The organism is Bradyrhizobium sp. CSA207 (assembly GCF_029051685.1).
Lineage (GTDB): Bacteria > Pseudomonadota > Alphaproteobacteria > Rhizobiales > Xanthobacteraceae > Bradyrhizobium.
Genome location: NZ_JAACFT010000036.1, coordinates 66626 through 92626, shown reverse-complemented (window position 1 = coordinate 92626; position 26001 = coordinate 66626). Strand labels below are relative to the sequence as shown.

Sequence of the window (26001 nt, the reverse complement as noted above, 5' to 3'; positions counted from 1 at the left end):
TTCCTACGAAGGTGCTCAAGGCACAGGTGGGCAAGGCTGCTCCCGGCAGATCGGCCCGCACGGCCAGTCTACACCGAACGGCCGCCACGAACGCCAGAAGGGTACAGGGTGGGTTAGCGAAGCGTAATCCACCATTTCGGCCGCGACGCGAGAAGCGGCGGGTTACGCTTCGCTAACGCGCCCTACGCACCGCTTTCCGCGTTGACGTCCTCCCGCTCCCGCGCCAATCTTGCCGAAAACAAATCGGGGAGGGTCCGCCATGCTCCGCGCCGAGGACAACAAGTTCCTGACAGAGTCCGGCCCGGGAACTGGCATGGGCGAGTTGTTGCGTCGCTTCTGGATTCCCGTTCTGCTGTCCGAAGAACTGCCCGAGCCCGACGGCGAACCGAAGAAGATCGTCGTGCTCGGCGAGGAACTGCTCGCCTTCCGCGACTCGCGCGGCGTCGTCGGAATCATCGACCAGTATTGCCCGCATCGCGGCGCCAATCTCTGGCTCGGGCGCAACGAGGAATGCGGCATCCGCTGCGTCTATCACGGCTGGAAGTTCGATACCGACGGCAAATGCGTCGACATGCCGACCTCCTATCCCGATCTCCATGCCAAGGATCTCATCCGCATCAAGTCCTATCCGGTGCGCGAATGGGGCGAGATGATATGGGCCTATATGGGCCCGGCCGATGTTATGCCCGAGTTGCCCGATCTTGAAATGGCGCTGCTGCCGGCCTCGCATCGCTACGTCAGCAAGAAATGGCAGGATTGCAACTGGGTGCAGGCGCTGGAAGGCTCGATCGACACCGCGCATTTCACCTTCGCGCATCTCTCCTTCGACAAGGAGGAGAACGAGATTTTGGACATCAAGAAGCATTTTGTGAACCCGATCGCGCGGATGTCGAGCGACCACATGCGTTGGATCGCCGAGGACCCGCGCCCGGTGATCAAGATCGCTCCGCACGACGCCGGCCTTACCATCGCCGGCGGCCGGCTTACCGGCGGCGACAACATCTATTGGCGCATCGCGCAGTTCCTGATGCCGTTCCACGCCTATGCGCCGAGCGCGATGCCCGGCGAGAATATTTTTGGCCAGAGTTTCGTGCCGGTCACCGACACCAATTGCTGGATCTACACCTACGTGTGGAATCCAGAGCGGCCGCTGACTCAAGCCGAGCGTGAGGCCTACGACCGCGGCAACGGCGTGATCGCGGAGGTCGATGACAATTACGTGCCGCTGCGCCACAAGGGCAACGACTATCTGATTGATCGCAAGCTGCAGAAGACCAGGAGCTACACCGGCATCAAGGGCGTTTCCGAGGAGGATGCCGCCGTGCAGGACAGCCAGGGCCCGATCGCCGACCGCACCCGCGAGCATCTCGGTCCGACCGATCTTGGCATCATGCACTTCCGCAAGACCGTGATGGACCTCGCCCGCGCGCTCCAGCAGGGCGAGGCCCCGCCGCAGGCCGCGCATCAGAATCGCTATGCGGTGCGCTCCGGGGCCTGCGTCACCAGCAAGGCTAAGGATCTGCCCGCGGTGATGCTGGAGCGTTTCGGCGACATTGCGGGCTTTGTCGGGCGTCCCCGGATTGCAGCGGCGGAGTAGAGCTTGTCGTCAGCGCGGGGCATCATAGCAGCAATCGTCGCCTCGCTCGTCACGCTTGCGCTGTCGCCGATCGATCAAGGCCATGCTGTTCCTGCACGGAAAGTGACAAAGGCCAGAGCAAGGCCGACGGCGCCGGAAAAATGCGAGCCGCGAAAATTCCGGATCGTCGTCGATGTGGGGCACACCTCCGAGTCGCAGGGCGCGACCAGCGCGCGCAATGACCCGGAGTTCGGCTTCAATCTTCATCTGGCAAAGCTCATCGGCGAGCGATTGAAGTCGGGAGGCTTTGCCGCGACCCGTGTGCTCGTCACGGAAGGCAAGGCGAGGGCGAGCCTGCTCAAGCGCGTCGGTGCCGCCAATGATGCGCATGCAGACTTCTTCCTGTCGGTCCACCACGACTCGGTGCCGGACAAGATGATCGAGGAATGGGAGTTCGACGGCGCCAAGAGCTTCTTCAGCGATCGCTTCGGCGGCCATTCGCTGTTCGTGTCCGAGCGCAATCCGCGGTTTGGCGCAAGCCTCGCCTTCGCCCGGCTGCTGGGCAGGGAGCTGAAGGAGCATGGCCTGCACTATGCCAGCCAGTACACCCTGCCGGTGATGGGCCGTTACCGCCGCCAGCTGCTCGACAAGGATGTCGGCGTCTACCGCTATGACGGACTCGTCGTGCTCTCGCGGACCCGAAGCGCCGCAGTGCTGCTCGAGGCCGGCTCCATCATCAACCGCGACGAGGAAATGGCGATGAACTCGCCGGAGCGGCAGGAGCTGATTGCGGCAGCCGTCGCGGCGGCGATGCGGGAGTTTTGCGAGAGGCGGTAGTGTGCTCCGCCGTTTCCACAATCGTCATTGCGAGCGCAGCGAAGCAATCCAGAGTCTCTCCGCGGGGGCAGTCTGGATTGCTTCGCTGCGCTCGCCATGACGAGGCGGCCTTCGCCGGGACGACAGCGCGCCTACAACGGCGCCCCCCGATACTCCCTGTTCGCCAAACTTGCTTCCTCCAGATCCAGATCGCGCTCGATCCGGCGCCTGGTCTCGTCGGTGATCTGGCCGTCGCGCAGGAGCTCGTGGATGAACTTGCGCTCGGCGGCGATCAGCTCGCGGGTCAGCGCGGTGCCGGCGGCGGAGACGTCGTGGTGGGCGGGATCGAGCGAGTCCGGAAGCTGGTTGGCGCGGATCTCGTGACGCGCGCGGAGCAGCCGCATCACTTCCTCCGAGACCGCTTTCTCTCCCGTCAGCGCGTCGAGCGATTTCAGTGCGGCGTCGAGCGCCTGACGCCGCGCGGCAATTTCCGCCTCGTGCTCGAGTGCATGCTCGTGATGACCGGCATCCGCAATGCCAAGCCAACGGACCACCGGCGGCAGGGTAAGACCGACGCCGATCAGGGTGATGAAGATGACGCCGAAGGCGACGAACAGGATCAGGTCGCGGTACGGAAAGGCCTCGCCGTCCGGCAGCGTGAACGGCAGCGCCAGCGCCGCTGCGAGCGATACTGCGCCGCGCACACCCGTAAAGGCGAGCGTGAAGGCCCATTGCCAGGGCGGCGACGGATCGCGTTCGCGCAGGCTTTTGCTCAAGACCCGCGGCAGGTAGGTGGCCGGAAACAGCCAGGCAAAGCGCGCGATGACGATGATCACCACGACCACTGCAGTCGCGATCATGATGTCGTCGAGCGGGAACGCCTTCGATTTCTCGTACAGCGCGCGCATCTGGAAGCCGGTGAGCAGGAACAGCAGGCCCTCGATCAAATAGATCACGAGGTCCCAGAAGAAGATGCCTTGCAGGCGCGTCGCCGAGGAGATCAGCAGCGGGCCGTTCCAGCTCACATAGAGGCCGCATGCGACCGTGGCGATCACGCCGGAGCCGCCGACATGTTCGGGCAGCCAGTAGGAGACGTAAGGGGTGATCAGCGACAGCGTCAGCTCGACCTGCGGATCCCCGGACCATTTGCGGGCGCGCAGCGAGAGCCAGCCGACGCCGATGCCGTAGGCGATTTCGCCGGCGACGATCAGGGAGAACTCGCCGACCGCGACCGGCAGCGAGAAATGGCCGACCATGATCGCAGCGAGCGCAAATCGATAGAGGATCAGCGCGGTGGCGTCATTTGCGAGCCCTTCGCCCTCCAGCACGACCAATATCCGGCGCGGCATGTTCAGCCGTCGCGCGATTGCCAGCGGTGCCACCACGTCGGGCGGCGCGACGATGGCCCCGAGCAGGAAGCCGATGGTCCAGGGCAGGCCGATCAAATAGTGTGTGGCGGTCGCCACCATCGCCGCAGTGAACATCACCGCCCCCACCGCAAGCAGCACGATGGGGCGCAGATTCTTGCGGAACTCGCGCCAGCTCATGGCGACGCTGGCCGAGTAGATCAATGGCGGCAGCACCATCAACAGCACCAGCTGCGGCGGCAGCTCGACCGGCGGCATGCCCGGCACGAAGGCGAGGCCGACGCCGGCCAGCATCAGGAGAATGGCGGGCGCCACGTTGAAGCGGCGTGCGGCCAGCGCCACACATGCCAGCACGGCTAGCAGGATGAGAAAGATCTGAAACGTCGCTTCCATGATCGCCTGTCATCACCCGGAAGCGACTGTAAGGTCAATGCGTGCGGTCAGGCCAGCCGCTCGGCCACCATGTGCCCGATGCGCGCGAACACCGCCTCGATCTGCGCCGCGCTCGGCGAGCCGCCCTGGACATAGGCCGCGATCAGAATCGGCGCGCCGGGCCTGGGCCAGACCACCGCGATATCGCCAGATGCGTCCTTGCCGTTGTTGCCGGTCTTGTCGCCGATCTTCCAGCTCGCGGGCAGGCCGCCGCGCAGTCGGTTGGCGCCGGTCTTGCAGCCCACCATCCAGTCGGTGAGCTGGGCGCGCGATGAAAGCGACAGTGCCTCGCGCGTCACCAGCCGCCGCAGATTGCCCGCCATCGCGGCCGGCGTGGTGGTGTCGTGGGGATCGCCGGGTGGCGAACGGTTCAGCGCGGGCTCGTTATGGTCGAGCCGCGAGGTGGTGTCTCCGAGCGATCGCCAGAACGCAGTGAGTGCGGCGGGCCCGCCGATCCGTGCCAGCAGCAAATTGGCGCAGGTGTTGTCGCTGAGCTCGACGATCGCCTTGCACATCTCAGTGACTGACATCGCGCCGGCCGCGAGGTTCTGCTTTGCGACCGGTGCGTATTCCAGCAGGTCGGCCTGGCCGTAGGGGATCACGGCCGCAAGCTGCTCCTCGCCGCGATCGACCCGGGCCAGCACGCAGGCTGCAAGCGAGGCCTTGAACGTCGAGCACATCACGAACCGCTCGTCGGCGCGCCAGGCGAGCTTTGCGCCGGTGGCGAGATTTTCCGCGTAGACCCCGACGCGCGCGCCGCTCTCGCGCTCGTAGGATTCGAGTTCAGGCGGCGCGTCTGAGGCAAACACGGGAGAGGCGGCCATCCAGCACAGTGAAGCGAGCAGGGATCGACGATCGAGGAGCATGGGGGACCTTCAGGCGAGACGGAGGGAAAACGTAGCGCACACGCTATCCACGTCGTCATTGCGAGCGTAGCGAAGCAATCCAGGCTGTCTCCGCGGAAAGATTCTGGATTGCTTCGCTGCGCTCGCAATGACGGAGGATGTGGACAGGGCGTTCTGAACAGTGAGACGCGGCGAGCGGCGGAAGCCCTCCTCACTCTTTCAGATCATACCGGTACGACTTCGACACGATCTGCCAGCCGTCGCCGAGCTTCATCGCGACCAAATAGTCGGTGAAATAGCGCGGCGGCAGTTGGCACTTGACCTTGATGAAGGCGGTCTTGTCATCCGAACGGTCGATGGTGACGATGAAATCCTCGCGCGGCTTGCCTTCGGCCTTGGCGGAAGCGCGCTTGCGCACGCGCTCGAGCCAGTCGGGCACGGTCAGCACCTGCAATTCGCCCTTCTCGACCCAGCGCAAATCAGCCGAGGGGTGAAAGATGGCGCCGAGTTTTTCCGCGTCGCCCTCGTACAATCCGTCAAAATAGCTTTGCACGACGGCTTCGACGCTCGAACGATTCTGGCTCATGGGTCATTCCTTTGAATGATGGCTCGAGGGGAAACTTAGTCTTACACACCAAATTGCGCTATGGGTGTCTCCCGCCATTCGCGCGAGGGCATCAGTGATGACCGGATCAGAAAATTCTAACGCTCGCATCCTTGCCGGCGAATGCTGCTGCCGCGCCGTGCGCTTTGAGGTGGCGGACGAATTCGCCTACGCGATGAACTGCCACTGCTCGAACTGCCGCCGCACCACAGGCTCCGCCTTCAAACCGTTCGCCGGGATCGAGCAGAGCAAGCTCCGCGTCGTCCATGGCGAGGACCAGCGCACCCTTTTCGGGGACGACGTCACCCATGACGCGCACTGCGCGCGCTGCGGCTCGCTGCTCTATTCCCGGGTGCGGGAAGGAAAATGGGTCCATGTCGCCATGGGAACTCTGATCGACGCCCCCTCGATTCGGCCAAGTGCCCATATTTTCGTGGGCTCCAAGGCGCCGTGGTACGAAATTACGGACAATCTGCCGCAATATCGCGGGCACATCGGGGATGGCTAGGGGGAACCCGCCCGTGCGCAATTGCGCACTAGGCCGGGACGACAGCTATGTCGCAATCGCACTCGCGGCGATGTTCACCGTCAGCGCCAGCAATGCGGTGTTGTAGATGAAAGACACGATCCCGTGCGCGGTGGCGGTGCGGCGGATGGTCTTGTCGGTGATGCCGACGTCGGAGACCTGCGCAGTCATGCCGATCACGAACGAGAAATACACGAAGTCCCAATAATCGGCGTGGTCTTCTTTGTCGCCGCTCGGGAACTGCAACCCGCCGGGCTCGGCGTGACGGTAATAGTCATGCGCGTAGTGCAGCGCGAATGTCGTGTGAACTGCGGCCCAGGACAGTGCGATGGTGGTGATCGCGATGGTCAGCTCCGCCGCGCCGCGATGCGTGCCGAGCTCGGCGACGATCGCCGCGATGCTGGCGAACGCGCCCACGGCCGTCACCAGCAGAATGACGAAACGGCCGTCGTCCTGCATCGCGGCAGCGCGGCGGATGTGCTGATGATCGTTGCACAGCATCATTGCGTAGACCAGCATCAGATAGACCGCGATCAGCGCGTTCCAGCCGAGCACGAGCCGCGTCGTCAGTCGGAGTGAGCCCGGCAAAAGCAGGCAGACGAGGATGCCGACAGCGAGTGAGATGAATGTTCGCGGCCGCGCGTAGAGTACGCGCATCGGCCGCGACATGCGTCGGAAGCGAGCGAGGGCGGGATCTTCCTTGTCGGTGGCCATGACGGCTACGGCCTCTCGCTAAATTCTCGTTGCCGCCGCAGCGGCGGTCCGCTCCCTCGCCCCGCTTGCGGGGAGAGGGTTGGGGTGACGGGGAGTCTCCGCGAGGACGGTGAGAGTTGAGCTCGAGGAGAATCCCCCTCACCCGACATTCAAGCTCCGCTTGAATGTCGACCTCTCCCCGCAAGCGGGGCAAGGTGAAAATTCTATCCTTGCCTCAGTTCTTCCGCTCGGCGACGAAGCGCGCGGCGGCTTGCAGCACGGCGGCGCGATCGCCGAAGATCGAGACCGCGCTGTCGGCCCGCGCCAGCAGGTCGCGCACGCGCTGCTTGGCGCCTTCGATGCCGAGCTGGGTCACGAAGGTGGTCTTGCCCATCGCCGCGTCCTGCCCCGAGGGCTTGCCGAGCGCTGCCGCGTCGCCCTCGACGTCGAGCAGATCGTCGGCGATCTGGAAGGCTTCGCCGAGCGCGCGGCCGTAATCGTCGAGCGCCTGATATTCCGCAGGCGTCGCCTGTCCGAGGATTGCGCCGGCAATACAGCCATAGCGCAGCAGCGCGCCGGTCTTCATCTGCTGGAGGCGCGCGACATCGACCGGCTCGCGGTCGCCGAACCGACCTTCGCCGGCGAGATCGAGCATTTGGCCGCCGACCATGCCGCCGATGCCGGCGCAGCGCGCCAGCGCGCGTGTCAGCAGCAGCCGCACGTTGGCGTCGCCGTGGATCTCGTCGCGGGTAATGATGTCGAAGGCGAGCGTCAACAGGCCGTCGCCGGCGAGGATCGCGGTCGCATCGTCGGTCTTCTTGTGCAGGGTGGGACGGCCGCGGCGCAGGTCCGAATTGTCCATCGCCGGCAGGTCGTCGTGGATCAGCGAATAGCAGTGGATGCATTCGAGCGCGGCACCGGCCAGCAGCGCGGCCTCGCGGGGAACGCCGAACACGGCCGCGCTCTCGACCACCAGGAAGGGCCGCAGGCGCTTGCCGCCGTTGAGGCTCGAATAGCGCATTGCGTCCATCAGTCGCTTGGGCCGCGCGATCTCATCGGGCAGGATGTCGTCCGCCAGCAAACGCCCGAGCAGGGCTTCGGTATCATCAGCGGTCTTGTCCAGACGTTTGGCGAAATCTGACGGGGACGTGCCGGTCATCAAGAAGGGCTCCAGAACTAAAATTCGGCGGGACAATCCTTTATGAGCCCGCCTCAGTCAATCGTTTGGAAGGCCTAAAAAGTGCTGGAAAAGGCCCGAATTATCACAGACTTAATGGCCCAGCCCACAGCCGCGTTTCATTTTGCGCCGGAAAGGTCGATTTGCGCATCGTCAAAATCCTGCTGGTGATGCTCGCGGTCGCAGCTCTCGCGCCCTATGTGATCGCGCCGTTCTACCGCACCGGCCACCCCGTTTCGACGCTGATGGCCTGGCGCTCGCTCCGGGGCGCGCCGATGCAACGGGAATGGATCGATCTGGCGGCGATGTCGCCCTATTTGCCGCGCGCGGTGGTGGCGGCCGAGGATGCCCATTTCTGCAAGCATCACGGCATCGACTGGGGCGCGCTGCGCGAGGCCATCGACGATGCCCAGGAGGACGGCACGCCGTTCCGGGGCGCCTCCACCATCACCCAGCAGGTGGCCAAGAACCTGTTCCTCTGGCAGGGGCGGGACTTCGTCCGCAAGGCGCTGGAATTCCCGCTGGCGCTGTGGATTGACCTCGTCCTGCCCAAGCCGCGGATTCTGGAGATTTACCTCAACATCGCCGAGCTCGGCCCTCAGGGCCAGTTTGGGGTGGAGGCGGGCAGCGCCTATGCCTTCGGCAAATCGGCCGCCAGCCTGTCCCCCCGGGAAGCGGCGCTGCTGGTCTCGACCCTGCCCAATCCGGTCAAACGCAGTGCCAGAACCCCCGGCCCGGGCGTCCGGCGGTTGGCCGGGACCTATGTGGCGCGGGCGCAGGCCAGCTCGCTGTCGACCTGCTGGCGGGAAAGTCGCTGATTTTGGGTCGTTTTCGGGCGCATTTTCCGGTCCAAAAGCCTAGCTTTGCGGCCAGCCTTCCTCTATAAGCCCGGCCTTGATCGGCATTCAGCTCGCCTCCTATTGCGGGTGCTGAGCCGTCCCTCGCGGACGATGCCCGGACAACACCAATTCCTAGAGGGTAATGAAATGGCCGTTCCGAGAAGAAAAACCTCGCCGTCGCGCCGCGGCATGCGCCGCTCGGCTGACGCGATCAAGAAGCCGACCTATGTCGAGGACAAGGATTCCGGCGAGCTCCGTCGTCCGCACCATCTCGACCTCAAGACCGGCATGTACAAGGGCCGGCAGGTCCTGAAAAAGAAAGAGTCCTGAAGGCAGGATTCTTTCTCAGGCAGGATGATTGAGCCTGCCTGATTTCGGCCAACCCATGAGATATGACGGTGACGGCGGCGGAGCAAACGCTTCGCCGCCGCATTGTCCTGCCTGGACATCTTGATCGAGAAGGCATTTTGCCGATGGTCGGTTTCCCGCTGCTTCTGATCCCGCTCGCGGTCTACAACATCATCGCCTTCCTGATGCCCACCGTGTCCTTCACGGATGTGCTGTTCAATGTGCCGATGATGTCAGGCGAGACCTGGCCGGTCACGCTCGCCGATGTGATGCTGGCGCTCGGCGTCGTGCTGCTGCTGCTTGAAGTGGTCAAAGGCGCGCGACCAGGCTCGAAATTCCTGATGGATCATTTGCTGTCGCTGATCGTGTTCGGCGCGGCAGCAGCCGAATTCGTGATGTGGCCCAAATTCGGCAACTCCACTTATTTCCTCCTGGTGCTGCTCGCGATGGCCGATTTCCTCGGCGGCATCGCCCAGCGCACGCGTCGCCGCGCGACCTATGTTGCCGAGGCGGCGCCGCGCAAGGCCAAGCGTCAGGTCGAGGTGCCGGCCGATGAAGCAACCTTCGAGCCCAAGTTCGAGCCGGTCGCTGTGCCGCAGTCACCGGCGGCGCCACCCGCGCCCTCGGCGCAATCGGTCGCCGAATCCGTGCTGATGGATCATCCCGCGCCGAAGCCTGTGCAGAGCATCCCGCCGTCGCCGGAAATCCCCTCGCCGCATTTGCAGCCGGGCAACGGTACGCCCTCGTCTCCCGACGCGCCGCGCTGATCAACCTCAAGCCACCTGCCGCGTGCGGGCGCTGACGGTTTGCAGCGGGCGCCTGCTGCCATAGGCTACCTGCACATCCTCGGAAGAAGCGCGGCGGAGCTGGCTGGCCTGGGGCAGGTGCTCGGCGTTGGCGATGAGCTGGGTGACGAAGCTCGAATCCGGACGGGGCAGTGGCGCCTTGTGGGCCCACGCAAGTGTCGGCATCAGCGGCACCAGGGCCGTGCCCGCGCCGCTTTCCATCCCGTCCGATCGATCAGTACTCAACATCGCAATCACCGTTGATCCGGCAGAACCTGTCGCGTTTCGGGACGCTGGCGCCGGTGCGTGTCATGTACTCGCAAAGCCTATGCCGGCCGGGCCGGTTTGGTTCCGGGAGCCTGCAAAATGTGGTTTCCAAATTGTTTATCAACTTTGCCTAGGGTCGGGGGCGAATCTGGCTCTATCCTGTGCCGGCTCAGGACCTCCTGATGTCCCGAATCGAGGCGATTTTGACCCCCGCACTGCCGCAGGCCTCCGAAATTCTGGCCGCCCTTGGCCAAGCCGTGTTCGCCTGGGATCTCACCAGCGACGCCATAGTTTGGGGCGAGCAGGTCGGCGCCGTCTTCCCCGGCATCCCCGCCGAGCGGCTTGCCACCGGTGCCGAGTTCGCCAAGCTGATCGAGCCCGCGCAATCGCTGCGGACCGCCGCGTTGGCGCAGAGCTCCGCCGTGCACGGCGCTGACGGCACGCCCTATCGGGTCGAATACGGCGTGCGCATGAGCGCGTCAGATCCCGTGGTCTGGATCGAGGAGACCGGCCGCTGGTTCGCCGGTCCCGATGGCCGCCCGGTGCGCGCGATCGGCTCCGTCCGCATCAACAACGAGCGCCACGCCCGCGAGGAGGAGCTGACAAGGCTCGCCCGGCTCGATCCCCTGACCGGCGAACTCAACCGTTCCCATCTGATCGCGGCGCTGGCCGAGGCGATCGAGGAGACGACGCGCTTCCGCTCGACCGCAGCCTTCATGCTGGTCGGCATCGACCATCTCGCGCGTGTCAACGACGCCTTCGGCTTCGATGTTGCGGATGCCGTGATCCTCGACGTGGCAAAGCGTATCCGCACGCGGCTGCGCGGCGGCGATGTGCTCGGGCGCTTCTCCGGCAACAAGTTCGGCCTGATCCTGAAGAACTGCACCGTCGACGACATGAACGTCGCGGCCGAGCGCTTTCTCGCCGGCATTCGCGACGAGGTGGTGCCGACCAAGTCCGGCCCGGTGTCGGTCACCGCCTCAATCGGCGCGGTCAGCCTGCCGCGTTATGCCCGCAGCACCGATGAGGCGGTCAATCGCGCCCATGAGACGCTCGACGCCGCCAAGCGTCGCCGCTCCGGCTCGTTCGCCGCGTGGCGGCCGAATGCCGAGCGCGACGCGCAACGCCGCGTCAACATCCGCGTCACCGACGAGATTGTCACCGCGCTGAACGAACGCCGCATCAGGCTCGCCTATGAGCCGGTGGTGTCGGCCGCCTCGCGCGAGGGCGCGTTCCACGAATGTCTGGTGCGGATGGATCAGGGCGACGGCCAGGTGCTGCTCGCGCCCGACATCGTGCCGGTGGCCGAGCGGCTCGGCCTCATCCGCCTGGTCGATCACCGTGTGCTCGAGCTCGTCGTCGCCGAGCTCGCCGCCGCGCCTGACATTCGGCTCAGCCTCAACATCTCGCCGGATACGACCATGGATCCGGACTGGTGGGCGGGAATTGAGTCGCTCATGCGCGCCCATCCCGGCGTCGCCGAGCGGCTCATCGTCGAGATCACCGAGACGGTTGCGATCCAGGACATCGACGACGTCCGCGGTTTCGTCACGCGGCTGAAGAATTTCGGCAGCCGCATCGCGATCGACGATTTCGGCGCCGGTTACACCTCGTTCCGGAATTTGCGCAAGCTGGGCGTGGACATTGTCAAGATCGACGGCGCGTTCGTGCAGAATATCACCCGCTCCCCCGACGACCGTGCTTTCGTGCAGACCCTGATCGATCTCGCCCGCCGCCTCGACATCAAGACGGTTGCCGAATGGGTGCAGGACGAGGAAGCCGCCAACATGCTGCGCGACTGGGGTTGCGACTACATTCAGGGACGCCTGATCGGGCTCGCCTCGGCCGAGCGCCCCTGGGGCGCTCCGCCGGACAGCGCGTTGCCGGCGGCGGGGTAACCGCCTTGGGATCTGCAGCTACGCTACGCAGATGCCGGGCACCGCGACCTTCTGAAACAGATGCGGGCTCGCGACGGCGGATGCGGGATAGACTGCAATCTTGGCCCGGAATTCCGGGTGAGCGAAGGCCGCGCGGAAATGCGCGTTGGATTCCCACACTGCGTAATTGAGATAGGTCGGGTTGTCGCCGACGGCGCGGTGAAGCTGAGTTGATATGAAACCCGGTTGCCGCTTCATGAAGGCGGCATCATCCTGCCAGCTCTTCAGGAAGCCCTGTTCGTCGGCCGCATCGAGCGTGAACAGATTCACCAGCACCACGGGGCCGGCATCGAGCGCGATCTGACGGTCAATCGGAAAGGCCGGATCGAGGGGGCGCATCTGGGGCATGGCATCGCTCCGTTCGATTTGGTATCATCATGTTAATTTGACAATCCAGGACATAGACTATTGACATCATCATGTCAATAGAGAATGATCGTGACAAATGAGCAAGAGCAAGCGCACCCCGGCGGGCGAGGCGCTGACAAGCCTGATCCTCGACCTGTTCCGGGCTAACGGCCTTCTCCTGACCGCTGGCGATCGGCTGGTGGCGTCGCTCGGTCTCACCAGTGCGCGCTGGCAGATCCTTGGGGCGATCATCGATGCTGACCGCCCGGAGCCGGTCGCCTGGTTGGCGCGCAATCTGGGCGCCAATCGCCAGAACGTGCAACGTATCGTCAACGACCTTGAGCGCGATGGTCTCGTCGTGTTCGAGGCCAACCCGCATCATCGCCGGGCGCAGCTTGTGGTGCTCACCGACAGGGGCAGGCAGATCTACGATGCCGCGGGCCGGTTGCAGGTCCCATGGGTCAATGGCCTGTCGCACGGCTTCTCGGTCAATGAGATCGAAATCGCGCACCGTGTGCTTAACGCTCTGCGCGATCGGCTCGAAGGAACCGGCGAGGATTGATCACGCTCTGCGCTCACGCCGCGCGGCCGACTGTGCCCAGCCGCTGGATGACCGGGCAATCCGCGTCGCCGAGCCACGGCTTGCCCTCCGCTGAAGAAGTGGGTGCACACGGCGTCAATACGCCTTTGACCGCCTCACCAGCTCGCGCTTTTTGCGGAGCGCCGGCAACAGCGGCGTTGTAGGGCAGCTTCAATATCTGCACTCACATGGCGGAATCTGGCGCGGAGCGCAGCGCGCAGGGGCGGGTAAAGTTCTTACGCAACGCGCCGGACCGCGTTGAGCCGCTCGATCGTGTGGACGACCTCGGCCGCCGGGCACGGCCTGCCGAAATAATATCCCTGCACTGCGGTGCAGCCGCATTCACGCACGAAGTCGAGCTGCTCGATCGTCTCGACGCCCTCCGCCGTGGTCTCGACGCCGAGCACCGAGCCGAGGCTCGCGATGGTGCGGACAATGGCGATGCTTTCCGGGCTTTCGCCGAGCGTGCCGACGAAGGAACGGTCTATCTTGATGCGGTCGAATGGAAATTTGCGCAAATAGCTGAGCGAGGAATAGCCGACGCCGAAATCGTCGAGGCTGACGCGCACTCCGAGCGAACGGAGCTGGTGCAGAATCGCGATCGTCGCCTCGCTGTCGTCGAGCAGCGCGGTCTCGGTAACCTCGAGCTCGAGCCGCTGCGGCGGCAGGCCGGCCTCGGCGAGCGCGCTCGTGACCATCGCCACCAGCCCGCGCGAGCGAAACTGCACCGGGGACAGGTTGACCGCGATGGTGACGTCGGGCCAGGACGCCGCGGTCGCGCAGGCGGTGCGCAGTACCCATTCGCCGATCGGAACGATCAGGCCGGTCTCCTCGGCGATCGGAATGAACTCGGCCGGCGAGACCAGGCCGCGCGAGGGATGTTTCCAGCGCAGCAGCGCCTCGAACCCGGTGAGCTCGGACGTGTCGAGCAGCACCTGCGGCTGGAACACCAGATGAAATTCGCTGGCCTCCAGCGCGCCGCGCAGATCATGTTCCAGCGCGTGCCGGCTGCGCGCCTCTTCCTCCATTTCGGGCTCGAACAGCTGATAGGCGCCGCGGCCCTTGGCCTTGGCCTGGTACAGCGCGAGGTCGGCGCATTTCATCAGCTCGTCGGCGTCGAGACCGTGGTCGGGCGCGATCGCGATGCCGACGGAGACGCCGATATGGATCGACTGGCTCTCCAGCGGCGGCGGACGGCCGATGATCTCGACCAGTCGGCGCGCGAGCCGCTCGGCCGATTGTGGCTGCGGACCGCGCTGGAGAACGGCAAACTCGTCGCCGCCGAGGCGCGCGACCGTGTCGTGCTCGCCGACATTCTCCCTCAGCCGCGCCGCGACCCAGCGCAGCAACCGGTCGCCGGCGGCGTGTCCGAGGCGGTCGTTGACGGTCTTGAAATTGTCGAGGTCGAAGCACAGCACGGCCATGGCGCCGCCGGCGATCGCGATCTGGTTCAGTCCCTCGCCCATTTTCTCGCGGAACAGCGTCCGATTGGGCAGGTCGGTGAGCGAATCGTGCTGCGCCATGTGCGCGACGCGGGCCTGGGCCTTGTGGCGCTCGGTGACGTCCTCATAGGTGACGACCCAGCCGCCATGCTCCATCCGCTTGTGATTGAGCTTGATGATGCGGCCGTCGCTCAAATGGCGGTGCAGCGTGTGCTCGCCCTCGCGCAGCCGCTCGACATAGTCGGCATAGAGCCTGGCACCCGTCATGTCCGGATGGATGCCAATCTCGCAGCTATGTTCCATGATCTCCCGCATCGAGACGCCGGGCTTCACGATGTCGGGCGAGAGACCATACATCTCGATGTAACGGCGGTTGCAGACGATCACGTGCAGGCTCGAATCAAGCATGCACAGGCCCTGGCTCATATTGTTCAGCGCCGCGTCGAAGCGGCGATATTGCTCGCTCAACTCTTCGATTGCGCGCTCGCGCTCGGTGATATCCTCGTAGGTGGCGACGAAGCCGCCATCGGGCAGCGCACAGTAGCGCACCGAAATCACGGTATCGTTCGACATGCTCCGCCGCATCGGCGACGAATCCCGGTTCGCAATTCGTGCACTGGCCATTTCCAGGAGTTGTTGCGGACTGTATTCCGAAGAGAACGCGCCGTTCGCCATCGACCGCTCGATCAGCTCGGCGAGATGCGTGCCGGCCCTGGTCTCCTCCGGCGACAGCCGATAGATCTTGCGATAAGTGGCGTTGCACACGCGAAGGCGCATGTCGCTGTCGAAAAATGCGAGCCCGTGCGCCATGTTCTCCAGCGCTGCATCGAGGATGAAGTTCTGCTGCCGCAGGGTCTCTTCGTATTGCAGCCGCTCGGTGACGTCCTCGTGCACCGTCACCCAGCCGCCGTCGGGCAGGAAGCGGGACACCGCCTGCACCATCCGCCCGTCGTAACGCATCACCAGCAGGGTTTTCGCCTTCCTGGCGCGCACGTCCTCGAGCCTCGTCTCGTGGAATTCGTCGGCCGACATGCCCGGCATGTTGCCGCGCGAGAGCCAGTGGTCGATGGCGGCGCTGTGCGCGACGCCGGGCTTCACGATGTCGGCGTCGAGGTTGTAGAGATTCACGAAGCGTTCGTTGCAGACGACGACGCGGCTGTCCGCATCGTACATGATGAGACCGTGCGACATGTTGGCGAGCGCATGCTGACTGCGCTCGGTCTGCACGCGCAATTCCGCCTCGAGCCGGGCCAGGCGGCTGACGTCGTCGCAGATCGTCATCCAGCCGCCGCCGGGGAGCGGCTTGAGCTCGAGCGCCATGACGAGGCCGCTTGCAAGTTGCTGTTCGGCACGGAACGGCTCGCCGGCCGCGATCTGCTTCAAGCGTCTGGTGTAGAGCGCCTCGATCTCATCCACCGGGAAATTGCCGAGCGACGCGCTGTGGGTGAGCACGTCGCGATAGCTCGTGCCGATCCGCACGATCTCGGCCGACATGTTGAACAGGCTCAAATAGCGCTGGTTCACCAGCACGATCCGGTTGTCGGCGTCGTAGACGCAGACGCCCTGCTCCATTTGGTCGAGCGCAAGCTGGCTCAGCGAGACCAGGGCCTCCGGGCCCTGCTCGCAGTGTGCACCAAGCTCGTTGTCGTGGGTCGACGTCATGGGATCGGCGGGTCTCGGCGGGCGATAGACTTAACGCAACGTCATTCAGACGCCGAGGGTAGCGAAGAGGCGGGAAAAGTCCCTTAAGCGCAGTAGTTTACGGAGGGTGACCGGCGATGCGGAGAAGCGTGCATGTTGCGCTTGGTTGAGAGCATGCAACAATCTCGGCGTCGTCCCGGTCTTCGGGACGAGGGCGAGTGTGCGGGCGCGCGCCTCGGGCTACGGCCCGTACAGCACCAGCTCGGTATCGGTCAGATCGGCCAGCCGCGGGGGGTGCGGGCCCTTGAAATATTTGCGGCCGCGCCGCTCGGTGTAGAGGCCGGCGACGCCGGGGATCGGACCGTTGCCAGCAACGACCACGGCGACCTTGCCAAGCCGGAGCAGCAGGCGGCCGATGCGGCCGGCGCAGGTGGCATATTCGGCGGCGCTGCGGCAATAGATCAGCTGCATCGCCGGCGGGGCAATGATGCCGCGGCGGATGCGCACCGATTGCAGGATGAAGGGGAAGGTGCCCTGCTGCGTGCGGCAGACCAGAGTGAGGCAATTGTAGCGCGCATGCCGCGTCAGCAGTTCCGTCTCGGCCTCGGAGAGGCCGTCGACCTGCTTGGCGTGCTGCGAGATCACCTCAATCTTGCTCCAGCGCGGCGCGCGCGACAGCGCCGGCACCGAGAAGAACATGCCGCGGCTATAGGCGCGAAAACCCTGCGTTTCGATGATCGGCCAAGTCCACGGTGCCGGACTGATGTTGAGATAGGTCACTTCCTTGTGCCGCTGCGCGATCTTGGTCAGCAGCGGCGCGTAGTTGCGGTAGGCCGGCTCGACATACCAGCTCGACAGATTGCACTGGATGGTGGTGTCCTCGCCCTCCATCCGCGTCGTGTAGATCAGCAGCAGGACACCGACCGGAGTGCCGTCATTGTCGAGCATGTAGCCGAAGCGCGGATAGCCCTCCGGCACGAGCCGGAAGGCCTGCCGGCGTAGACCCTGGATCCAGTAGTTGCGCGAGCGGCCGACGAAGCCGCGCGTCAGCAGATCCGCGATGGCTTCGACATCGGACTCGGTAATCTCGCGGCATCGGACCTTGGTGTGGATCACGCTCGTCTTGCCCGTGGTAAGAGAGGCCTCGTTCCCGTTAGCGCCAGCCTTCGCCGTGGGCGTCGGCGGCGACCTGCGGCTGCATGCCCAGGATGTCCCGCACCTTGGCAGGCCACGCGGAGAGATCGGTGCCGTGGGTGTGGAACATGGCGACCGCGAGTCGGTCCATGCCGAAGGCGACGCAGCCGGTGTGCGCCGGTTCGCCATCGGCGTCCTGGATGCCCCAGGTCGTGCCGAAATGCTCGCGGTGATAGTTGAAGCTCATGCAGGCGGTCGGCTGCTCTTCCGAGCGCAGCGGAATCAGGAGCTCGAACTTGAGCTGCTGCTGCTTCTGGCTCACCGCCTTCATCTGGCCGACGCGGCCGAAGAAGGGATCGCTGGCATAGTCGACGCGGAAGGTCAGACCGAGATCTGTCGCGAGCGCCTGCGCGCGCACCATCCAGCGCTCGCGGAAATCGGCGACGTCGTCGGGGCTGCCGATGCAGACATATTCGCGCATCCGGAACGATTGCAGCCGGTCGAGATGCTTTGACGGCTCGCGGCGGAAGCAATCGGCGGCGACGTCGAAGCGCAGGCCGCCCTTGGGCAGCTGGCCACGGCTCGCCGCGATCGGATAGACTGGATAGCAGGCGGCGGGCGACAGCACGAGATCGGCCGGCGAAAGCGATGTGGTCCAGTCGCCGCCAGCATCGAAGCGGCTCACCGCGGCATTGATCTCACGCTCGGTGCCGTGCAGGCCGCAGACGCAGCCGAGCAGGTTCGGAAAGCTCTTCAGGTAGCCGGACTTTTCAAGCTGGGCACGGCTCATCACCGGCGGGAAGCGCATCACCTCGGTGCCCGCCTCGCGATGCCTGGTGATCAGTGCGGCCAGCCGCTCGACGATTCCTTCATAGAGCGCGGTACGGGCATAGACGCCATCCGAGCCCATGGGATGAAACAGCGTGTCGGCGAGATGGTCGAGCGGATCGACGGCCTGCGGCGCGGTGTCGGGCGAATTGGGGAGAACAGCAATGTTCATGTTCGACGTCCTGCTATCTGAAATTATTCTTGTTGGTCTCTAAGGCTGATCAATCTCGAAGGTTTGCTAGTCATGAAGACTTGCTGGCACGCCGCTCATCAGCGTCGATGTCGCGGCATTGGCCAGAATGCGGTCGTTGTTGATCATGATCGGTGACGACAGCACGTCGCGCAGGTGGCGGCCCATGGTGAACTCGCCGTCATTGCGATAGCCGGACAGGCCGGCCGTGCGCATCGCATGCATCACGGTCTCGACCGCGAGCTCGGAGGCCTGGACCTTCAGAAGCGTGATCGAAGACTGGAAGTCGAGCGAACTCAGCGCACGTTCGTCATGCTCGTTGCTGGCGAAGGCGTCGAGATTGGCAGCGATCAAGGCACGGAGTTTTGCCAGCGACATCTTCGCTGCGGTGAAATGCGCGGCTGCCGGTGGCATCTGTCCGCCGGAGCTGCGAGCTGCCTTGCGGACGAAGGCTTGCGCGCGGGTCACGGCCGCAGCCGCGATACCGGCCCAGGCCGACGACCAGCACAGATGCGCAAACGGCGTCATGGTCTGGGCGTGGATCTTGTCGTAGGATTCCGGGAAGACCCGGTCGGAGGGGCAGTCCACCTTCAGCTCGAAACCGGTCGAGCAGGTTCCGCGCATGCCAAGCGTTTCCCAGCCCAGCGTGCGCTTCAGTGAATAATCGTCCTTGGCGAGCGCCAGCAGCACCTGGTCGGACGCGGAGGCGTCCGTGGCGCGGCGCGCGATGGTGACGAGGCCGTCAGCCTCGGCGCCGTAGGAGATCACGGTTGCGTCACGCACCAGCGAAACGGTGTCTCCGGCGTGGTCGACCGCGGCCGCGCTGGCGCGGATGTTGCCGCCGTTCTGGCCTTCGGTGGTGGAAGAGGCGAGCAGCCACTGGTCGCGGGCGACCCGGCGCATCATGGTTTCCATCCACGGGATGCCATGGCCGTGCCTGACGACGCAGGCGACCTTGGTCTGGTGCATCGCGTAGATCATCGCGGTGGAGGCGCAGGCGCGTCCGAGCGTGTAGCAGATGTCGGCGACGTCGTGGATCGAAGCGCCGAAGCCGCCGTACTCCACCGGGATCATGACGCCGAGCAGCTTCTGCTCACGCGCGGCTTCGAATGCCTTGTGGGGAAAGCGGGCGTCGCGATCGACGCCGTCGGCGTCGGCAGCCGCCACGGTAGCGGTGCGCGCCGCACGTTCCACCAGGGACGGCCCCTGCTCGAGAAAGCTCGTCGGCGCGTCATCGACAGTAAGGACCGCTTCACGCACGTTCATGCTCGTCCGCCTCCGGTTTGCCGTTCGATATCGCCAGCATCATTCGCGATGCCGTCCGGCGATCCTCCGACCATCTTTGCTTGTGAGGTGAGGCTAGGGATTTAATTCAAATTCGTCGATGAAATAGAGGGTAAACAAACCGAAATTCCGAACGAACAGTTAAGGCCCGGTTGTCGGCATCGCCGAAACCTCCGGCATCGCGTTAGCGATTTGGTAGAGGCATGAATTTCGGACAATCTGAGTCATCGTTTACTAAGAAACGCGAAGTAATGCTTGCGCCCATTGCGGGATCGGGCGGCCGTGCCCATCGTAGCGGGCAATCCGGTCCGACCTTGATAGACAGATGGGAATTTGCCGATGCAGGCCTTCGACACCGACGTGCGCAATCGCATCATCAAGCTGGTGAAGGGCATCCTCGAACAGAATTCGCTCTCCGCTGACGTCACGCCGGCGGCCAAGCTCGTCGACGTCGGCCTGACCTCGATGGACATGGTCAATTTGATGCTCGGCGTCGAAGCCGAGTTCGACTTCACCATTCCCCAGTCCGAGATCACGCCGGAGAACTTCCAGTCCGTCGAGACACTGGAACGGATGGTGACGGCCCAGCTGCAGCCGGCCACGGCGGCTTAGTTAGACGCACTCGTCCCGGCCTTCGCCGGGATGACGCTGAGTGTGCGGCGCATACGCCCCTCACGACCCCGCCATCCAGCCACCCACCCCGTTCCAAAACCGCCGCAAAACTGGCATAGCTGGTCCACGGGATCGCGCGGCGCGAACGGGTGGAGCAGGCATGACGCAGGCGGTATTGGGCATCATCGGCGGCTCCGGCATCTACGACCTGCCGGGCCTTGAGGGTGCGCACGAAGAGGTGATCGAGAGCCCTTGGGGCGAGCCGTCGGCGCCGCTGCGACGCGGTGCCATCGCGGGGTTACCGGTCGTGTTCCTGCCGCGGCATGACAAGGGACACCGGCTGTCGCCCTCGGACATCAACTACCGCGCCAATATTGATGTGCTGAAGCGCGCCGGCGTCACCGACCTGATTTCGCTCTCGGCCTGCGGTTCCTTCAAGGAGGAGATGCCGCCCGGCACGTTCGTCCTGGTCGACCAGTTCGTCGACCGTACCCACAAGCGCGAGAGCTCGTTCTTCGGCAGGGGCTGCGTCGCCCATGTCTCGATGGCCCACCCGGTGTCGCCGCGGCTGCGCATCCATCTCGCCGCCGCTGCGGAAGCGGAAGGGATCGCGATCGTGCGCAGCGGTACCTATGTCTGCATGGAGGGGCCGCAATTCTCGACCTATGCGGAAAGCATGACCTACAAGACTCTTGGCTATTCCGTGATCGGCATGACCAACATGCCCGAGGCCAAGCTCGCCCGCGAGGCGGAGATCTGCTACGCCACCGTTGCGATGGTGACGGATTTCGACTGCTGGCATCCCGACCATGATGCCGTGACCGTCCAGGACATCATCCGCGTGCTGACCACGAATGCCGACAAGGCCAAGGCGCTGGTGGCGCGGCTGGCGAAGGATTTCCCGCGCGAGCATGAGCCGTGTCCGATCGGCTCGGACCGCGCACTCGACACCGCGCTGATCACCGCGCCCGAGGCGCGCGATCCGGAATTGCTAGCGAAGCTCGGTGCGGTGGCGGGCCGCGTGCTGCGCGGCTGAGACGAAAGGCAGAACGCCATGAAAGTCGACGGCAAGCATTTTCGCAGCATCTGGCGCGAGCGCGACGGCTGGTCGGTCGGCGCGATCGACCAGCGCAGGCTACCGCATGAGTTCGTCGTCGCCCGACTGACCTCGTGCGAAGACGCGGCCATCGCCATCCACGATATGCTGGTGCGCGGCGCGCCGCTGATCGGCGCGACAGCGGCCTATGGCATGGCGCTCGCCATGCGCGAGGACGCTTCCGATGCCGGCCTGAAGCGCGCCTACGAAACCCTGATCGTGGCGCGGCCGACCGCGATCAATCTGAAATGGGCGCTGGACGAGATGCGCGCGGCGCTCGCGCCGGTCAAGCCGCCGGAACGGGCGGAAGCCGCCTACGCGCGCGCCGACGAGATCGCCGAGCAGGATGTCGAGATCAACCGCGGCATCGCCCACAACGGCCTGGCGCTGATCGAGGCGATTGCGGCGAACAAGCCCGGCGAAGTGGTCAACGTGCTCACCCATTGCAACGCCGGTTGGCTCGCCACCGTCGACTGGGGCACGGCGACGGCGCCGATCTATCTGGCGCATGAGCGCGGCATCAAGATCCACGTCTGGGTCGACGAGACCCGCCCGCGCAACCAGGGCGCTTCGCTCACGGCGTGGGAGCTCGGTCATCACGGCGTGCCGCACACGGTGATTGCCGACAACACGGGCGGGCATCTGATGCAGCACGGCATGGTCGATCTCGCCATCGTCGGCACCGACCGGGTTGCCGCCAATGGCGACGTCTGCAACAAGATCGGCACGTACCTGAAGGCACTCGCCGCGCACGACAATAACGTGCCGTTCTATGTCGCGCTGCCGTCGCCGACGGTCGATTTCGCCGTCAGTGACGGCATCCGCGATATTCCGATCGAGCAACGCAGCGGCACGGAAGTCACCGACATGACCGGGCGCACCGCCGATGGCCGGCTGGAGACCGTGCGCATCGTGCCGGAGGGCTCGCCGGTCGCAAACTACGCCTTCGACGTCACGCCGGCGCGACTCGTCACCGGTCTCATCACCGAGCGCGGCGTGCTGAAACCCGATCGCGCCTCGCTCGCCGCCGCCTTCCCCGAGCGGATCGCCGCTGCGGCGGAGTAGGGTGTTTGACGAAGGACGTCGCCCCGATCTCGTCGTTGCGAGCGCAGCGAAGCAATCCAGAGTCTTTTCACGGCGGGATTCTGGATTGCTTCGCTGCGCTCGCAATGACGAGTTCGTTGAGGCGGCACGCGCCCTCTCTATCCCTCACCCTGAGGAGCCGCGCTTGCGCGGCGTCTCGAAGGGCGAGGGGCACGAGCGGGGCCTTCATCCTTCGAGGCGCGCGCAAAGACGCGCTCCTCAGGATGAGGGACTGACAGTGCAGCTAGCCCAGCTTCAATCCCGTCGCCGCCTCGAGCTCGGCAATCGCCTGGACTCCGCTGGCCACCTTGATCGTGATCATGCCCATCTCGCGTGCGGGCTTCAGATTGACGCCGAGGTCGTCGAGATAGATGCAATTCTTCGGATCGACCTTCAGCGTCTCGACCATCATCCGGTAGATGCGCGGATCGGGCTTGCGCAGACCGATCTTGGCGGATTCGATGACGTGGTCGAACAGCGCCATCACCTCGGCGACATAGAGCGTGCGCCCGGTCATGCTGCCGATCGCATTGGCCGGCAAATTGTTGGTGATGCAGCCGGTTTTGAACTGTGCCTTGATGCGCTTCAATGCCTCCACCATCTCGGGACGCAGATCGCCCTGCAGCAGCGGCAGCACGTCACGGCCGCGCACTTCCGCGCCGAGCGCAAGCGATTCGGCGGCGAACAACTGGTCGAACGCGTCGATGTCGACCTCGGCGCGCTCGAACTTCGCCCAGGCGTTTTCAAGGTGGTTGGCAGCGTTCGTGCGCCGGATGATGTCGATCGGCAGGCCGCGCTCGGCCTCGAATCGCGCGAACGCCTCGAACGGTGAGCTGGTCAACACGCCGCCAAAATCAAAGATCACTGCCTCGATTGCCAATGTCCTGCCCTCGCGAATTCTCTGCCAAAACGGCTAGCATGCGGTATGGACAAGGACCAGTCCGAGCGCAGGCCCTCATTGTTTTGAGACATGTTCCCATGAAGAAGCTCGCAACGCTCATGGCAGCCGCGCTGCTGCTCGCCACACCTGCGCACGCCATCGTCGGCGGGGGCACGCCGCAGGCCGATGGTGTCGCGCGCGCCGTTGTCACCATCGTCGGCTCACGCGGCAATTTTTGCACCGGCAGCCTGATCGCGCCGAAACTTGCGCTCACCGTCGCCCACTGCGTACAGCCCGGCGCCGACTACAAAATTGTCGACTATGGTGCCGACGGAAAGCCGCAACTCCAGAACGTACGGACCGTCGCGATCCATCCGAACTTCAACATGCAGGCGATGCAGTCGCATCGCGCCACCGCCGACGTAGCTCTGCTGCAACTCGAAATTCCACTCAAAGGAAAATCGACGGTGCCGGTCGGCGCGCCGAATGTTCCGATCCAGGTCGGCGGCCGCTTCACCATCGCCGGTATCGGCGTGACCGTGCGCGGCGAGGGAAAAAGCGGCGGCGCGACGCGCGTTGCGGCGCTCGTTGCTACGGGCCAGCCGGGCACGCTCCAGATCCGGCTGGTCGATCCCGTAACCAACGGTGTTCGCGACGGAATTGGCGCCTGCACCGGTGATTCCGGCGGCCCGGTGTTCGAGGACAGGCCGAACGGTCCCGTGCTCGTCGGCGTCATCAGCTGGTCGACGGGGCCGAACGGCGCCGCCGGCTGCGGCGGGCTGACCGGGGTCACGCCGCTCACGCTCTATCGCGATTGGATACTGCAGACCGCACGGAGCTGGGGTGCGGCGCTGTGATTTGACCGCGGCTCGATCTATGCCATCTTGAAGTGGAAGCGCGATGGGCGACCATGCCCGTCGCGGAGGAAACGCGCCGTCCAGTCAAGGACGGCCATAAAAACAAGCAAGGCATAGAAGCAACAATGAATGTCGCTGTTCGCAGTCACGCCACGACCAAACAGGCCTCGGAGCATTTCGACGTGCTGATCGTCGGTGCCGGCATTTCCGGCATCGGCAGCGCCTATCACCTGACAAAGCAGCTTCCCGGCACGAGCTTCGTCATCCTGGAGACGCAGGCGACGTTCGGCGGCACCTGGACCACGCATCGCTATCCCGGCATCCGGTCGGACAGCGACCTCCATACCTTCGGCTACAGCTTCAAGCCCTGGGTCGGTCCGCCGATCGCGACGGCCGAGGAGATCCTCGCCTACATGAACGAGGCGATCTCCGAAAACGATCTCGACAGACACATCCGCTACAAGCACCAAATCAATTCCGCGAGCTGGTCGAGCGAGCAAAATCTCTGGACCATCGAGGCGGTCACGACCGATAGCGGTGAAGCGAAGACATTCACCGCCAACTTCCTCTGGATGTGCCAGGGCTACTATCGCCATTCGGAAGGTTACACGCCGGAATGGAAGGGCACGGACCGCTTCAAGGGCCGCATCGTCCACCCGCAGACGTGGCCGGACGACATCGATCTCGCGGGCAAGAAAGTCGTCGTGATCGGCTCGGGTGCGACGGCGGCGACCCTGGTGCCGAACATCGCGGACCAATGTGCGCATGTCACCATGCTCCAGCGTTCGCCGACCTATTTCCGGCTCGGTCGCAACGCCATCGAAATCGCCGAGGAGCTGCGCAGGCTTCAGGTTGACGAGGCGTGGATTCACGAGATCGTCCGCCGCAAGATCCTGTTCGAGCAGGATGCCTTCACGAAGCTCTGCGTGAGCAAGCCCGAGCAAGTGAAGAAGGAATTGATCGGGCAGATCAGTGCGGTCCTCGGGCCGGACTACGACGTCGAGACGCACTTCACGCCAAGCTACCGGCCGTGGCGGCAGCGCATTGCCTTCGTACCGGATGCCGATCTGTTCAAGGGTATTGCGAGCGGCAAGGCCTCCGTCGTCACCGACGAGATCGAATGCTTCGTCGAGAACGGCATTCAGCTCAAGTCCGGCAAGCTGCTCGAAGCCGAAATCATCGTCACGGCGACTGGCTTCAATCTCGCCGCGCTCGGCGACATCGCCTTCGAGATCGACGGCAAGCCGCTCGCGTTCGGCGACACCGTCACCTATCGCGGCATGATGTTCACGGGCGTGCCGAACATGGTCTGGGTGTTCGGCTATTTCCGCGCCAGCTGGACGCTGCGCGTCGACCTCGTCGCCGATTTCGTCTGCCGGCTGCTCGGCCATATGAAAAACAAAGGCGCCAAGAAGGTCGAGGTCAGCTTGCGTCCCGAGGATCACAACATGCCGATCCTGCCGTGGATCGATCCGGAAAACTTCAACCCCGGCTACATGATGCGCAACATGAACCTGTTGCCCAAGCGCGGCGACAAGCCGGAATGGCAGCACAGCCAGGATTACTGGACCGAAAAGGACGAGATCCCGAAGACGGATCTGGACGATAGGGCGTTTGTTTACGGGTAGGGGCGAGCGCCGGCCATACGCTGCGATGTCGTCCCGGCGAAGGCCGGGACCCATACCGCGGAATCTATCGATTGCAGACAGTGATTGTCTCACGGCAGCGAGTCTTCGCCAAACTGCTCCCTGCGGCTATGGGTCCCGGCCTTCGCCGGGACGACACCCCTTGTTGGGCGAGCAGCGTCTCAACTC

Annotated in this window: 26 protein-coding genes; 13 read left to right on the top strand and 13 right to left on the bottom strand. The window is 64.6% G+C overall.

All coding sequences use genetic code 11. The annotated features are described in order from the left end of the window. Positions 1–259: 259 nt before the first annotated feature. Both GWG65_RS32365 and GWG65_RS32360 read left to right on the top strand, forming a co-directional pair. Positions 260–1597, top strand: a complete 1338-nt coding sequence (locus GWG65_RS32365; RefSeq protein ID WP_275199552.1) for a Rieske 2Fe-2S domain-containing protein — start codon at positions 260–262, stop codon at positions 1595–1597. Between the two features lie 3 nt (positions 1598–1600). Then, the gene (locus GWG65_RS32360) at positions 1601–2413 is read left to right on the top strand and encodes an N-acetylmuramoyl-L-alanine amidase (protein ID WP_275199551.1); all 813 of its coding nucleotides are present in this window, start codon (positions 1601–1603) and stop codon (positions 2411–2413) included. 131 nt (positions 2414–2544) lie between these two features. Here the strand turns inward: GWG65_RS32360 and GWG65_RS32355 are convergent, their stop codons facing one another. The 3 genes from GWG65_RS32355 to GWG65_RS32345 all read right to left on the bottom strand — a co-directional run bounded on the left by GWG65_RS32355 (position 2545) and on the right by GWG65_RS32345 (position 5622). Beyond that, positions 2545–4152 carry a Na+/H+ antiporter gene (locus GWG65_RS32355; protein ID WP_275199550.1) on the bottom strand — a complete coding sequence of 536 codons (1608 nt, stop codon included), beginning with the start codon at positions 4150–4152 and terminating at the stop codon, positions 2545–2547. A 47-nt stretch (positions 4153–4199) separates the two neighbouring features. Further along, on the bottom strand, positions 4200–5057 hold the full coding sequence (bla, locus tag GWG65_RS32350) for a class A beta-lactamase (RefSeq protein WP_275199549.1): 858 nt from the start codon (positions 5055–5057) through the stop codon (positions 4200–4202). A 190-nt stretch (positions 5058–5247) separates the two neighbouring features. After that, the gene (locus GWG65_RS32345) at positions 5248–5622 is read right to left on the bottom strand and encodes a nuclear transport factor 2 family protein (protein ID WP_275199548.1); all 375 of its coding nucleotides are present in this window, start codon (positions 5620–5622) and stop codon (positions 5248–5250) included. Between the two features lie 97 nt (positions 5623–5719). Here GWG65_RS32345 and GWG65_RS32340 point away from each other — a divergent pair, with 97 nt between their 5' ends. Continuing rightward, entirely contained in the window at positions 5720–6148 is a 429-nt protein-coding gene (locus GWG65_RS32340) for a GFA family protein (protein ID WP_275199547.1), read from the top strand. 45 nt (positions 6149–6193) lie between these two features. Here the strand turns inward: GWG65_RS32340 and GWG65_RS32335 are convergent, their stop codons facing one another. Both GWG65_RS32335 and GWG65_RS32330 read right to left on the bottom strand, forming a co-directional pair. Continuing rightward, complete coding sequence (locus GWG65_RS32335) at positions 6194–6880, bottom strand: DUF1345 domain-containing protein (protein WP_275199546.1); 687 nt, start codon at positions 6878–6880, stop codon at positions 6194–6196. Between the two features lie 214 nt (positions 6881–7094). After that, the gene (locus GWG65_RS32330; RefSeq protein ID WP_275199545.1) at positions 7095–8018 is read right to left on the bottom strand and encodes a polyprenyl synthetase family protein; all 924 of its coding nucleotides are present in this window, start codon (positions 8016–8018) and stop codon (positions 7095–7097) included. A 161-nt stretch (positions 8019–8179) separates the two neighbouring features. Here GWG65_RS32330 and mtgA point away from each other — a divergent pair, with 161 nt between their 5' ends. The 3 genes from mtgA to GWG65_RS32315 all read left to right on the top strand — a co-directional run bounded on the left by mtgA (position 8180) and on the right by GWG65_RS32315 (position 9990). After that, on the top strand, positions 8180–8854 hold the full coding sequence (gene mtgA / locus GWG65_RS32325; RefSeq protein WP_275199544.1) for a monofunctional biosynthetic peptidoglycan transglycosylase: 675 nt from the start codon (positions 8180–8182) through the stop codon (positions 8852–8854). 168 nt (positions 8855–9022) lie between these two features. Further along, a complete protein-coding gene (gene rpmF, locus GWG65_RS32320; RefSeq protein ID WP_007598106.1) occupies positions 9023–9205 on the top strand; it encodes a 50S ribosomal protein L32 in 183 nt (60 codons plus the stop codon). 143 nt (positions 9206–9348) lie between these two features. Beyond that, a complete protein-coding gene (locus GWG65_RS32315) occupies positions 9349–9990 on the top strand; it encodes a hypothetical protein (protein ID WP_275199543.1) in 642 nt (213 codons plus the stop codon). Positions 9991–9996: 6 nt separating this feature from the next. Here GWG65_RS32315 and GWG65_RS32310 read toward each other — a convergent pair whose 3' ends face one another. Beyond that, on the bottom strand, positions 9997–10257 hold the full coding sequence (locus tag GWG65_RS32310) for a hypothetical protein (RefSeq protein ID WP_275199542.1): 261 nt from the start codon (positions 10255–10257) through the stop codon (positions 9997–9999). A 200-nt stretch (positions 10258–10457) separates the two neighbouring features. Between GWG65_RS32310 and GWG65_RS32305 the strand changes: the two genes are divergently transcribed. Next, a complete protein-coding gene (locus GWG65_RS32305; protein WP_275199541.1) occupies positions 10458–12173 on the top strand; it encodes a bifunctional diguanylate cyclase/phosphodiesterase in 1716 nt (571 codons plus the stop codon). An 18-nt stretch (positions 12174–12191) separates the two neighbouring features. On the opposite strand, the gene GWG65_RS32300 is transcribed toward GWG65_RS32305, so the two are convergent. After that, positions 12192–12560, bottom strand: coding sequence for an antibiotic biosynthesis monooxygenase family protein (locus GWG65_RS32300; protein WP_275199540.1), 369 nt, complete (start codon positions 12558–12560; stop codon positions 12192–12194). 97 nt (positions 12561–12657) lie between these two features. Here GWG65_RS32300 and GWG65_RS32295 point away from each other — a divergent pair, with 97 nt between their 5' ends. Then, on the top strand, positions 12658–13122 hold the full coding sequence (locus GWG65_RS32295) for a MarR family winged helix-turn-helix transcriptional regulator (RefSeq protein ID WP_275199539.1): 465 nt from the start codon (positions 12658–12660) through the stop codon (positions 13120–13122). A 13-nt stretch (positions 13123–13135) separates the two neighbouring features. Here the strand turns inward: GWG65_RS32295 and GWG65_RS32290 are convergent, their stop codons facing one another. The 5 genes from GWG65_RS32290 to GWG65_RS32270 form a co-directional block, all read right to left on the bottom strand. Then, positions 13136–13315 carry a hypothetical protein gene (locus GWG65_RS32290; protein ID WP_275199538.1) on the bottom strand — a complete coding sequence of 60 codons (180 nt, stop codon included), beginning with the start codon at positions 13313–13315 and terminating at the stop codon, positions 13136–13138. Between the two features lie 61 nt (positions 13316–13376). After that, positions 13377–16244 (bottom strand): PAS-domain containing protein, encoded by a 2868-nt coding sequence (locus tag GWG65_RS32285; protein WP_275199537.1) that lies wholly within the window; start codon positions 16242–16244, stop codon positions 13377–13379. A 219-nt stretch (positions 16245–16463) separates the two neighbouring features. Beyond that, complete coding sequence (locus GWG65_RS32280; RefSeq protein ID WP_275199536.1) at positions 16464–17339, bottom strand: acyl-CoA acyltransferase; 876 nt, start codon at positions 17337–17339, stop codon at positions 16464–16466. A gap of 37 nt (positions 17340–17376) precedes the next feature. Continuing rightward, a complete protein-coding gene (locus tag GWG65_RS32275; RefSeq protein WP_275199535.1) occupies positions 17377–18357 on the bottom strand; it encodes an amino acid--[acyl-carrier-protein] ligase in 981 nt (326 codons plus the stop codon). A gap of 66 nt (positions 18358–18423) precedes the next feature. Next, positions 18424–19641 carry an acyl-CoA dehydrogenase family protein gene (locus tag GWG65_RS32270; protein ID WP_275199534.1) on the bottom strand — a complete coding sequence of 406 codons (1218 nt, stop codon included), beginning with the start codon at positions 19639–19641 and terminating at the stop codon, positions 18424–18426. A 357-nt stretch (positions 19642–19998) separates the two neighbouring features. On the opposite strand from GWG65_RS32270, the gene GWG65_RS32265 reads away from it, so the two are divergent. The 3 genes from GWG65_RS32265 to mtnA all read left to right on the top strand — a co-directional run bounded on the left by GWG65_RS32265 (position 19999) and on the right by mtnA (position 22432). After that, positions 19999–20271: a phosphopantetheine-binding protein gene (locus GWG65_RS32265; protein WP_275199533.1), complete on the top strand. Its 273-nt coding sequence runs from the start codon at positions 19999–20001 to the stop codon at positions 20269–20271. Between the two features lie 160 nt (positions 20272–20431). Beyond that, entirely contained in the window at positions 20432–21307 is an 876-nt protein-coding gene (locus GWG65_RS32260; protein ID WP_275199532.1) for an S-methyl-5'-thioadenosine phosphorylase, read from the top strand. Between the two features lie 18 nt (positions 21308–21325). After that, positions 21326–22432, top strand: coding sequence for an S-methyl-5-thioribose-1-phosphate isomerase (gene mtnA, locus GWG65_RS32255; protein WP_275199531.1), 1107 nt, complete (start codon positions 21326–21328; stop codon positions 22430–22432). Between the two features lie 262 nt (positions 22433–22694). Here mtnA and GWG65_RS32250 read toward each other — a convergent pair whose 3' ends face one another. Then, entirely contained in the window at positions 22695–23330 is a 636-nt protein-coding gene (locus tag GWG65_RS32250) for an HAD-IA family hydrolase (RefSeq protein ID WP_275199530.1), read from the bottom strand. Positions 23331–23428: 98 nt separating this feature from the next. Between GWG65_RS32250 and GWG65_RS32245 the strand changes: the two genes are divergently transcribed. Then, positions 23429–24187, top strand: coding sequence for a trypsin-like serine protease (locus GWG65_RS32245; RefSeq protein WP_275199529.1), 759 nt, complete (start codon positions 23429–23431; stop codon positions 24185–24187). A gap of 125 nt (positions 24188–24312) precedes the next feature. Beyond that, a complete protein-coding gene (locus GWG65_RS32240) occupies positions 24313–25815 on the top strand; it encodes an NAD(P)/FAD-dependent oxidoreductase (protein ID WP_275199528.1) in 1503 nt (500 codons plus the stop codon). The last annotated feature ends 186 nt before the right edge of the window (positions 25816–26001 follow it).